The 9,731-nt window shown below is 68.5% G+C and carries 12 protein-coding genes; 3 read left to right on the top strand and 9 right to left on the bottom strand.

Annotation, left to right across the window (positions count from 1 at the left end; translation table 11 throughout):
• Together RT688_RS20730 and RT688_RS20725 are read right to left on the bottom strand one after the other, a co-directional pair.
• A partial coding sequence (locus RT688_RS20730) for a transposase (protein WP_409521963.1) occupies positions 1 to 505 on the bottom strand: 505 nt, incomplete at its 3' end.
• A 96-nt stretch (positions 506 to 601) separates the two neighbouring features.
• Positions 602 to 1,888 carry a S8 family serine peptidase gene (locus RT688_RS20725; protein ID WP_313706732.1) on the bottom strand — a complete coding sequence of 429 codons (1,287 nt, stop codon included), beginning with the start codon at positions 1,886 to 1,888 and terminating at the stop codon, positions 602 to 604.
• A gap of 113 nt (positions 1,889 to 2,001) precedes the next feature.
• On the opposite strand from RT688_RS20725, the gene RT688_RS20720 reads away from it, so the two are divergent.
• From RT688_RS20720 to RT688_RS20710, 3 genes are all read left to right on the top strand, one after another.
• The gene (locus tag RT688_RS20720) at positions 2,002 to 2,490 is read left to right on the top strand and encodes an RNA polymerase sigma factor (protein WP_313706730.1); all 489 of its coding nucleotides are present in this window, start codon (positions 2,002 to 2,004) and stop codon (positions 2,488 to 2,490) included.
• The gene (locus tag RT688_RS20715) at positions 2,487 to 3,260 is read left to right on the top strand and encodes a hypothetical protein (protein WP_313706729.1); all 774 of its coding nucleotides are present in this window, start codon (positions 2,487 to 2,489) and stop codon (positions 3,258 to 3,260) included. The genes RT688_RS20720 and RT688_RS20715 overlap by 4 nt, the downstream gene beginning before the upstream one ends.
• A gap of 126 nt (positions 3,261 to 3,386) precedes the next feature.
• Complete coding sequence (locus RT688_RS20710; RefSeq protein ID WP_313706728.1) at positions 3,387 to 3,776, top strand: cupin domain-containing protein; 390 nt, start codon at positions 3,387 to 3,389, stop codon at positions 3,774 to 3,776.
• A gap of 130 nt (positions 3,777 to 3,906) precedes the next feature.
• Here RT688_RS20710 and RT688_RS20705 read toward each other — a convergent pair whose 3' ends face one another.
• The 7 genes from RT688_RS20705 to RT688_RS20675 form a co-directional block, all read right to left on the bottom strand.
• Entirely contained in the window at positions 3,907 to 5,166 is a 1,260-nt protein-coding gene (locus RT688_RS20705; RefSeq protein ID WP_313706727.1) for an RNA polymerase sigma factor, read from the bottom strand.
• Positions 5,166 to 5,576: a VOC family protein gene (locus RT688_RS20700; RefSeq protein WP_313706726.1), complete on the bottom strand. Its 411-nt coding sequence runs from the start codon at positions 5,574 to 5,576 to the stop codon at positions 5,166 to 5,168. Before RT688_RS20700 ends, RT688_RS20705 begins: the two co-directional genes overlap by 1 nt.
• Positions 5,577 to 5,615: 39 nt before the next feature.
• Positions 5,616 to 6,038: a YciI family protein gene (locus RT688_RS20695; RefSeq protein ID WP_313706725.1), complete on the bottom strand. Its 423-nt coding sequence runs from the start codon at positions 6,036 to 6,038 to the stop codon at positions 5,616 to 5,618.
• Positions 6,039 to 6,149: 111 nt separating this feature from the next.
• Positions 6,150 to 6,506, bottom strand: coding sequence for a YciI family protein (locus RT688_RS20690; protein WP_313706724.1), 357 nt, complete (start codon positions 6,504 to 6,506; stop codon positions 6,150 to 6,152).
• Positions 6,507 to 6,568: 62 nt separating this feature from the next.
• Positions 6,569 to 7,276: a TrkA family potassium uptake protein gene (locus tag RT688_RS20685; protein WP_313706723.1), complete on the bottom strand. Its 708-nt coding sequence runs from the start codon at positions 7,274 to 7,276 to the stop codon at positions 6,569 to 6,571.
• Entirely contained in the window at positions 7,266 to 8,594 is a 1,329-nt protein-coding gene (locus tag RT688_RS20680) for a TrkH family potassium uptake protein (RefSeq protein ID WP_313706722.1), read from the bottom strand. Before RT688_RS20680 ends, RT688_RS20685 begins: the two co-directional genes overlap by 11 nt.
• Before the next feature lie 131 nt (positions 8,595 to 8,725).
• Entirely contained in the window at positions 8,726 to 9,604 is an 879-nt protein-coding gene (locus tag RT688_RS20675; RefSeq protein WP_313706733.1) for a cysteine synthase family protein, read from the bottom strand.
• Positions 9,605 to 9,731: the final 127 nt, after the last annotated feature.

Raw genomic sequence — 9,731 nt, 5'->3', positions numbered from 1 at the left:
GGGCCGGCCGATCCAGCGTGCGCGACCCTTTCTGCGATTCGAGCAGGAACATCTCATCGGCTTCGGCGATGCCGGACAGCAGTGCCGGCCGATCGTGCCTGGCCCAGGCGAGAAAGCGGTGGCGCCAGCGGAAACTGGTGTTGCGGTGTACGCCAAGCGTCGCGGCGGAGGCACGCACCGATTGTGCCTCGAGCATGCGCTCGAGGTAATCGAGCCAGAGTCCCCGGTGGCGCAGGCGTGCCAGCGGCGTGCCGGTCAGGGCGCTGAAGGTCTTGCCGCAATTGCAGCAGCGGTAGCGTTGCAGGCCGCGGTCGCGTCCGTGCCTGTGATGCCGCTCGCCGCCACAGCCGGGACAGGCGCGCCGGGACGATGTGGCCGCCTCGATCACTGCGCGCAGCCGGTCGAGGCCGAGCGCGGGGCTTAGCCGCGCCAGCAATTGCCGCCGCTGGCCCTCGCTCAGCAGGCTCACGCCGTCGATCCACCGCTTGAACTTTACCGCCTGCATGGTCGCCTCGTCGCCGGTCCGGATACATGCTCAGACCACGCCCCGGCTCCACAGTTCAGTTAACCCAACAGGTAACGGTGACAGCGCCAAAAATTTTCAGCGAAAGCGCGACGGGTCCATGCGCAGCCCGGCGCCGACCACGCCGTAGCCCAATGCATCGCGCGCCGCGGGCTCGGGACGCACCGCCTGCCGCGCCAGTGCCGCCACTGCCTCGGTGGCGCCCTGGCGGTCCGGACGCGGCAGCCGCGCCGACAGCAGCGCCGCCACCAGGGGCGCCGCGAACGAGGTGCCGCGCACCTGACGGTACGGCGGCTTGCCCGGCGCGGCGCTGACCATTTGGCTGCCGGGCGCGGCGAACATCACCTGCGGCCCTTGCGCCGCCTCGGGCAGCGCACGTCCCTGGCGGTCGACGCCGGTCACGCCGACCACGCCGGGATAGCTGGACGGGTACAACGGCGGCGCGGCCGGGCCGTCGTTGCCGACGGCGGCCACCAGCAGGTGCCCGCGCGCCACCATCGCCGCCACCGCGCGCCCGAGCGTCGCGTTGGCCGGCCCGACCAGGCTGATGTTCACCACGCCCACCTGCCGGCGCGCCATCCAGGCCAGGGCCGCGACGATGCGCTCGGCCGAGCCGCCGGTCGGGCTGTCGCAATAGATGTCGGCGGCGTACAGGCGCGCTGCGGGTGCGGCGCCTTCGAAACGGCCGGCGCGGCCGACCATCAGCGCCGCCACCGCCGTGCCGTGCGGCGCCGGGTGGGTGGCGCCGTCGCAGCCGAAGCGCTCGATCGCGCTGTCCTCGAACACCGGGTGGCTGGCGTCGACGCCGCTGTCGATCAGGCCGACCACGCCCGCCGCCGCGGCGCCATCCGGAACGCCGCCGCTACCGCTACCGCTGCCGCTATATAAATGGTTGAAGTCGTAGACGCCGCCGGGGTCGAGCGCGCGCAGGCGTTCGATCGCGTCGGCGGTCGGCAGCCCTTCCGGCGCCCGCAGCACGACCAGCGCTTCGCCCAGCTCCTCGAAACGCTGTTCGCGCAACACCGTCATGCCAAGCGCAAGGGCCGCGCGCAGCGCCTCGGGACTGGGCGAACCGGCCAGGATTTCGCGCCGCACGGCGGGCGCGCCGCGCGGATCGGGCTCGACCAGGGCCGGATGGCGTTCCAGCAGCCGGCGTACCTGCTCCAGGCGCAGGCTGGAAAGGTCGCCGGGCACGGCGCGGTCGAGCAGGCGCTCGGCCGGCCGGGTCAGCTGCTCCAGGCCCGGCTGGCCCATCTGCGGCAGGTTCAGGGAAGGCAGGCGCAACTGCGCGGCGGCCGGCGCCGACCAGCAAGCGGAGAGCGCGGCGCTTAGCATCAGCGAAGGAAACAGTCGGCATCGGGTCATGGTCGCGATCATAAAACAAGTTTCTTCATGAAAAACGTTTGAGGGATGGAATAAAATCCCTGCTGCGGTCGTTATTCCAATCTGAACCACACGATGCCAGCCACGCCATCCACATGCTTGCCACCGATCTTGCCGCCCTGCTGCCGCGCCTGCGCCGCTTCGCCCGCTCCATCACTTTTCACCGGGAAGATGCGGACGACCTGGTCCAGGTCGCGATGGAGCGCGCACTCGGCCGCAGCGAGCAGTTTACCGAAGGAACGCGGCTCGACAGCTGGATGTTCCGCATCGTAAAAAACGCCTGGATCGACGAGGTGCGCAGCCGCGTGCGCCGCGACCAGGTCTTCGCGCCCGAGGAGGAAGGCGAACAGGTCGGCGACGATTCCGCCGAAGCGCACCACCAGCGCCTTGCGGTGCAGAAGGCCATGAGCCTGCTGTCCGAGGAGCACCGGCTGGTGGTCGGCCTGGTCCTGGTCGACGGCATGTCCTACAAGGACGCCGCCGAAGCGCTCGAGATCCCGATCGGCACCCTGACCAGCCGCCTGGCGCGTGCCCGCGAAGCCCTGCAAAAACTGTTGTCCGACGAGACGAGGACCGTGACATGAACTTTTCCGACGAAACCCTGATGGCCTATGCCGACGGCGAACTGGACCCGGCCCAGCGCGGCGCCATCGAACGCGCAATGCGCGCCGACCCGGAGGTGGCCGCCGCCGTCGAGCGCCACCGCGCCCTGCGCGCCCAGGTGGCCGGCGCCTACGCCGGCGTGCTGGACGAGCCGGTGCCCCAGCGCCTGCGGCAGCGCGCGGCGCCGAGCATCGTCTCGCTCGATGCCGCCCGCGAAGCGCGGCGCCAGGCTGCCGCGCAGTCGGAGGCGACGGCGGCTGCGCGGCTGGCTGCGAAGCCGGCCGCGCCGGGGCGCCGGACCTGGGCCCGCTGGGGCGCGATCGCCGCCTCGCTGGTGGCCGGCGTGCTGGTCGGGAGCGCCTGGCTGGGCGGCACGGGCGAACAAGCCTGGGTCAGCGCCGACGCCCAGGGCCGACTGATGGCCGGCGAGGCGCTGGCGGAGGCGCTGACGACCCAACTGGCCAGCGAACCAGGGCAAGGGCCGGTGCGCATCGGCACCAGTTTCGCCGCCCGGGACGGCGCGTATTGCCGCAGTTTCCAGCTGCGGGGCAGCGCCGGCCTGGCTTGCCACCAGGGCAACGACTGGCGCATCCCGGTCTTCAGGGAAACCACGTCCGACACGACCGAATACCGGCAGGCCGCCAGCGAGATGCCGGCGGCGGTGCTGGAAGCCATCGACGAGCGCATCGCCGGGCCGGCCCTGGACGCCCAGGCCGAGCGCGCGGCGCGCGAGCGCGGCTGGAAACGCTGAGCGGCGCGGGCCGGCTGCGAACGCCAGGGGTCGGAAGCGGGCCGGCCGGCAGCCCCTGCGCCGGTGCTATACAATCAAGTTGGCGCGGCGCCCAGGAATGCGCTGCCAACTTATTTTGGAGAAATCATGTCGGGCTATAGCATCAACATCGAACAAAAAACGCTCGCGGGAAATAACTTCCGCGAAGTCCTGTACACCACCGAGCGCAGCCAGCTGGTGATCATGACCCTGCAGCCGGGCGAAGAGATCGGCCTCGAGCACCATACCGGCCACGACCAGTTCATCCGCGTCGAGGCGGGCGAAGGCGTCGCCATCCTGGACGGCGAGCAGCATGCCCTGGAAGATGGTGTCGCCGTCGTGATCCCGGCCGGCACCGAACACAACGTCATCAACACCTCGCAGACCGAGCCGATGCGCCTGTACACCCTCTACACCCCGCCCGAGCATCCGGACGGCATCGTGCACGCGACCAAGGCGGAAGCGGACGAGTACGAAAAGACCCACCACGCCGAGTAAAACAATGTAGGGTGGGCACATCGGCCCGGGCCGATGTGCGCACGCGGGGATCGTTGGCGGCGAGATCATCGTCACCGGTACGCGAACCATGACGATCCCCGCGTGGGCGGCCGCGCAGCGGCCGCCCACCCTATCGGCTGGCCCGTGCTTCCAGCAGCGCGCGTTCCTGCGCATTCGCCGTCATCGCCGCCGCCCGCAGGAACTCGGCGCGCGCCTCTTCCCGTCTTCCCAGTTTTTCCAGCAGGTCCCCGCGCACGCTCGGCAGCCATTGGTAGCCGCGCAGCGCCGCGGTGCCCGCCAGCGCATCGACCAGCGCCAGGCCGGCCGCCGGCCCCTCGGCCATGCCGACCGCCACCGCCCGGTTCAGTTCGACCACCGGCGAGGGCATGACGCGGGCGAGTTCCCCGTACAGGGCGGCGATGCGCGCCCAGTCGGTCTGCGCGGCCGTGCGCGCCCGCGCGTGGCAGGCGGCGATCGCGGCCTGCAGCGCGTACGTGCCCGCCGCTCCGCCGAGCTGCTCCGCCCGCGCCAGGGCCGCCAGCCCACGCCTGACCAGGATCCCGTCCCAGCGCGAACGGTCCTGGTCGAGCAGCAGCACCGGGCGCCCGGCGGCATCGACCCGCGCCCCGGCGCGCGAAGCCTGCAATTCCATCAGCGCAATCAAGCCATGGGCTTCGGGCTCGCGCGGCGCCAGCGCCGCCAGCATCCGGCCCAGGCGCAGGGCTTCCTCGATCAGCGCCGGGCGCATCCAGTCCTCGCCGGCGGTGGCGGTATAGCCCTCGTTGAAGACGAGGTAGACCACCTCGAGCACGGACCCGAGGCGCTCCGCCAGCTCGTCGGGCGGCGGCAGTTCGAATGGGATCCTGGCCTGCCTCAGGGTGCGCTTGGCGCGCACGATGCGCTGGGCGACGGTCGGCTCGGGCGCCAGGAAGGCGCGCGCGATCTCGTGGGTGGACAGGCCGCCGACCAGCTTCAGGGTCAGGGCCAGCCGCGCCTCCTGCGACAGGACCGGGTGGCAGGCGATGAACATCAGGCGCAGCAGGTCGTCGCCGAGGTCGTTGCGGGCGTCGTCCAGGCTGTCGACAAAATCGGGCACGTAATGGGCCTCCTGCGCTTCCAGGTCGAGCCCGATCGCGCGCAGCTTTTCCTGGAACAGCTTGTCGCGGCGAAGGCGGTCGAGCGCGGCGTTCTTCGCCGTGCGCATCAGCCAGGCGCCGGGATTGTCGGGAATGCCGGACGCCGGCCAGGTTTCCAGGGCGGCGACCAGGGCGTCGCCGGCCAGTTCCTCGGCCAGGCCGACGTCGCGCACCAGGCGCGCGACGCCGGCCACGATCTTTGCCGATTCGATGCGCCAGACCGCGCCGATCGCCCTGTCGACGTCCTGGCGCATCAGGCCTGGGGCGGGACCGCGTTCGGGTCCATGTACATCAGCTCCCAGACGTGGCCGTCGAGGTCCTCGAAGCCGTGGTAGACCATGAAACCGTAATCCTTGCGCTCGTTCGGCGCCCGGCCGCCGGCGGCAACGGCCTTGGCCACCAGGGCGTCGACTTCCTCGCGGCTCTCGCAGGACAGGCAGGTCAGCACCTCGGTGCTGGTCCTGGCGTCGGCCACCGGCTTCTGCGTAAAAGTCTGGAAGTAGCTTTCCTGCAGGAGCATCGCGTAGATGTGCTCGCCGATGACCATGCACAACGCCTTGTCGTCGCTGAACTGGGGGTTGAAGGTGAAGCCGAGGCTGCCGAAGAATGCGCGCGTCCGGTCGATGTCCCTGACCGGCAGGTTCACGAAAATCTGCTTGTGCATGTCTTTCCCTTTCTGGACCGTGATTGTCGAAATGCCGCTTCAAGCCTGCGACTGGGCGCCCGCTTCGAGTTCGCGGAAGCGCTCGAGCGCTTCGGTCTGGGCGAAGTCGTCGAGCTCGAACACCTGGCGCACCTCGATCTCGGCGTCCATGCCTTCGCCGCGCGGGTTCGGGAAGCGGCGCGCCCATTCCAGGGCTTCCTCGCGCGAGCGCACCCCGATCATGGTGTAGCCGCCGATCATTTCCTTGGACTCGGTGAAGGGCCCGTCGACGACGCCGCGCTCCTTGCCGCTGTAGCGGATGCGCCAGCCGCGGCTGCTCGGGTGCAGGCCGTTGGCATCGAGCAGCACCCCGGCGCGCGCGAGTTCCTGGTGGTAGTCGCCCATCGCGTTGAGCAATTCCTCGCTCGGCATGACGCCGGCTTCGGACTCGGGACTGGCCTTGACGATGATCATGAAGCGCATGTTCGTTCTCCTGAAAGAAGCCGGCCCGGAGCGGACGCTCCGTGCAAACCGGTTTGCATTACCACGACGAACGGGCGGGCCGGGAATCGACACGCCATGCAAAAAATATTGTCAGCTCTCGAAACAGGGCGCGAGCGCGCGCACCTCGATGGTCGCCCACTCGGCCGCCGGACAGCGGGCCGCCAGCGCCAGCGCCTCCTCGCGGGTGGCGACGTCCACGTGATAGAAGCCGCCGATCATCTCCTTGGCTTCCGCGAAGGGTCCATCCACGACGCGCGCCTTGCCGCCCTCGACCGTCACGCGCGCCGCCTTCGACAGCGGCGCCAGCGACTGGGCGCCCAGCAGCACGCCCTCCTCGCGCAGCGCGTCGCCGAAACGCAGCATGCGCTCGTACAGCGCGCGCCCCTCCGGTTCGCTGCGCGTGGCGCGCTGGCCGACGGGTTCCTGGATCAGCAACATGTACGACATAAGCAAGGTCCTTTCGGAATCAAGTGTAAACACGGTCCAGGCGAGGCGCCGTGGCCGCCGCGCTAGCGGCGCTGGCTTTTCTTGGCGCCGGCGGCGAACATCTCGATCTTGCGCGTCGGGCCCGATACGATCAACAGGTCGGCCGGGAGGATCAGCGTCTCGGGCAAAGCATGCTGGAAATCCTCGCTGGCACGTTTGACCCCGACGACGGTGACGCCGAAGCGCGAACGGATATGCGATTCGGCCAGGGTACGATGGTATGTCTCGGCGGGTGCCTGGATCTTGGCGATGCCGAAACCGTCCTCGAATTCGATGAAGTCGATCAGGCGCCCGGTCACCAGGTGCGCCACCCGCGCGCCCATGTCCGCCTCCGGATAGACCACGTGGTGGGCGCCGATGCGCTGCGCGATCTGGCCGTGCTCGGGCGTCATGGCCTTGACCCAGATGTCCTTGATGCCCAGTTCGGTCAGCACCATCAGCGTCATCAGGCTGGCCGCGAGGTCGGAACCGATGCCGACGATCGCATGGGAAAAATCAGCCACGCCCAGCTGCAGCATGACGTTTTCGTTGGTCGAATCCGCCTGCACCGCATGGGTCAGCCGGTCTGCCCAGACCTGGACCAGTTCCTCCTTGAGGTCGATGCCCATGACGTCATGCCCGAGGCTGACCAGGGACTGCGCCACGGCGCCGCCGAAACGGCCGAGACCGATGACGACGACGCTGTCGCTCGCGGAAAATGCGAACTGTTCCGTAAAAATCCTACCCAACAATTGGATGCTCCTCCGGGTAACGGTAAGGCATGCGGCGCTCGCCCAGCACGAGTGAAGTGGCGAGCGTGATCGTGCCCACCCTACCGAAAAACATCAATAAAGTCAGCACCAGCTGGCCCGCGACGGGCAGGTCGGCGGTGATGCCGGTCGACAGGCCGACGGTTCCGAATGCGGAAATCACCTCGAAGATCACCTGGTCGGTCGGGAAATGCGACACGCGCAGCAGCAGCAAGGTGCCCAGCACCACCAGCAAGCTGCCGATCGCCAGCACGGTGATCGCCTGGCGCTGGGCCGAGGCGCCGAGGCGCCGCCCGAACGCTTCGGTATCCGTATGGCCGCGTATCTCGGCAACCACGAGCAGGACCAGCACGGCCACCGTGCCGACCTTCACCCCGCCCGCGGTACCGGCGCTGCCGCCGCCCACGAACATCAGGAAATAGTGCAAGGCCCAGGTCTCGGGCGTCAGTGCGCCGATATCGACGGCGTTGAAGCCCGCCGTGCGTGCCGACACCGAGATGAACATGGCATTGAGCAACTTCTCGACCGGCGAAAAGATGCCGAGGGTCCTGGCGTTATTCCACTCGAAGGCAAGCACGACGAGAAAGCCGACGAAGAGCAGGACCAGGGTGCCGGTCAGGGTCAGCTTGGTGTGCAGCGACCAGTGGCGGGGATCGCGGAACCGGTAGCGCAGGTCTTGCAGCACGGGAAAGCCGATACCGCCGATGACGATGGCCAGCATGATCGGCAGCAGGATCAGCGCATCGGCGGCGTAGCGCACCAGCCCGTCGGCGTGAATCGAAAACCCGGCGTTGTTGAAGGCGGATACGGCATGGAACAGACCGCTCCAGGCGGCCTCGTCCCAGCTGATGCCGTAGCCGACACGCAGCCGCAGGGTCAGGATGGCGGCGATGATCAGCTGGGAAATCACGGTCACCGCCAGCACCAGCCGGGCCACGCCCGATATGTCGCCCAACCCGAGCGATCGGGTTTCGGCCTGGGTGATCAGCCGCGTGCGCAGGCGCGGCGAGCGGTTGACCATCAGGCCGAGCAGCGTCGCCGACGTCATCATGCCGAAACCGCCGAGCTGGAACAGCGCCATGATCGTGCCCTGGCCGAAGGCCGACCAGTAGGTGCCGGTGTCGACCACCACCAGACCGGTCACACATACCGCCGAGACCGAGGTGAAGAAGGCGACCATCCATGGCGTGGCCTGGTGATCCGGCCGGGCAGCCGGTAACATCAGAATCAATGTGCCGATAACAATCGCAAGCAGGAAACCCAAGGCCACGGCCCGGGCGGGATGGAGGACGGCTTTCACAGGTAACCTTGGTTCGGCAGGCAGTCGTGGATCGCGTTCTTGCCCACTCGCCCTTGCAGTGATTATAACTGAGCAAGGTGACCTGGAGCGTCATGCCCAGCGCCGGCCGCCAACCGCTTTCCCTTTGCAGTTCAGAAATACTTGGACAGGTAAAACGCCCCGGAATCCGGGAACACCGTCGCCACCCGCGCTCCCTGCAGGCGCGGCAGCAAACGGGCGATGCCGGCGCTCACGCAGCCGCTCGATCCGCCGGCCAGGATGCCTTCCTCGCGCGCCAGGCGCTGGACCCAGGCCAGGGCTTCCTCGTCGGGCACCTGCACCACGTCGTCGACGACGGCCGGATCGAAACTGCACGCCGGCTGGCGCTTGCCGACGCCCTCGACCACGGTGGCGAACTGTCCGTCCGGTTTCTGGTCTGTGATTAGATGGCGGTAGGCGGAGTGCAAGGGCTCGACGCCGATCACGCGCACGCCGGGGTGCTGCTCCTTCAGGTAGCGGCCGATGCCGGATATCGTGCCGCCGGAACCCACGCCGCAGACGAAAACATCGATCTCGCCGGCCAGCTGGCGCCACAGTTCGGGGCCGGTATCGCGGTAATGCGCCTCGCGGTTCAGCGCCGAGCGGTACTGGTCGAGCTGGAAGGCGCCGGTGTCGCGCGCGATCTCCTCGGCCGCCGCGTGATAGTCGGGACCACCGTCGACGCTGCAGGGATGCACGCGGGCGCCATACGCGGCGATGCGCTTCTTCTTTTCGCAGCTGGTGGTCGCCGGGACGGTGACGTCGCAGTCCAGCCCGTAGACGGCGCTGGCCATCGCCAGCGCCGCGCCGGTGTTGCCCGACGAACTCTCGACCACGCGCCGGGTGCCGGCGGGCATGCCGCGCAACATGTGGCGCACCATCCTGTCCTTGATGCTGCCGCCGGGGTTCATGTATTCGAGCTTGGCGACAACCTGGGCGTCGGGAAAGACGCGCCCGAGCCGGACCACCGGGGTATTGCCAATCGCGTCCATCACGGATTCTCTGACCTGGTTATGCACGCTTTTCCTCCAAAGAAATTGCGAAAAGAAGATATTGAAAATAGTTGCCGAAAAGCAAGCCTAGCATGGACGCGAAAATCGTGTCGTCGGATTGAATCCG

The organism is Massilia sp. (genome assembly GCF_032106685.1).
GTDB lineage: Bacteria > Pseudomonadota > Gammaproteobacteria > Burkholderiales > Burkholderiaceae_D > Telluria.
Note: the sequence above shows the minus strand (reverse complement) of the source record. Positions and strands in the feature narration are given on the sequence as shown.

What these genes read in the sequence shown, in the direction of transcription:
- RT688_RS20725 (WP_313706732.1), bottom strand. Translation starts at nt 1,888, where the DNA reads ATGACCCGATGCCGACTGTTTCCTTCGCTGATGCTAAGCGCCGCGCTC.
- RT688_RS20720 (WP_313706730.1), top strand. Translation starts at nt 2,002, where the DNA reads ATGCTTGCCACCGATCTTGCCGCCCTGCTGCCGCGCCTGCGCCGCTTC.
- RT688_RS20715 (WP_313706729.1), top strand. Translation starts at nt 2,487, where the DNA reads ATGAACTTTTCCGACGAAACCCTGATGGCCTATGCCGACGGCGAACTG.
- RT688_RS20710 (WP_313706728.1), top strand. Translation starts at nt 3,387, where the DNA reads ATGTCGGGCTATAGCATCAACATCGAACAAAAAACGCTCGCGGGAAAT.
- RT688_RS20705 (WP_313706727.1), bottom strand. Translation starts at nt 5,166, where the DNA reads ATGCGCCAGGACGTCGACAGGGCGATCGGCGCGGTCTGGCGCATCGAA.
- RT688_RS20700 (WP_313706726.1), bottom strand. Translation starts at nt 5,576, where the DNA reads ATGCACAAGCAGATTTTCGTGAACCTGCCGGTCAGGGACATCGACCGG.
- RT688_RS20695 (WP_313706725.1), bottom strand. Translation starts at nt 6,038, where the DNA reads ATGCGCTTCATGATCATCGTCAAGGCCAGTCCCGAGTCCGAAGCCGGC.
- RT688_RS20690 (WP_313706724.1), bottom strand. Translation starts at nt 6,506, where the DNA reads ATGTCGTACATGTTGCTGATCCAGGAACCCGTCGGCCAGCGCGCCACG.
- RT688_RS20675 (WP_313706733.1), bottom strand. Translation starts at nt 9,604, where the DNA reads ATGGACGCGATTGGCAATACCCCGGTGGTCCGGCTCGGGCGCGTCTTT.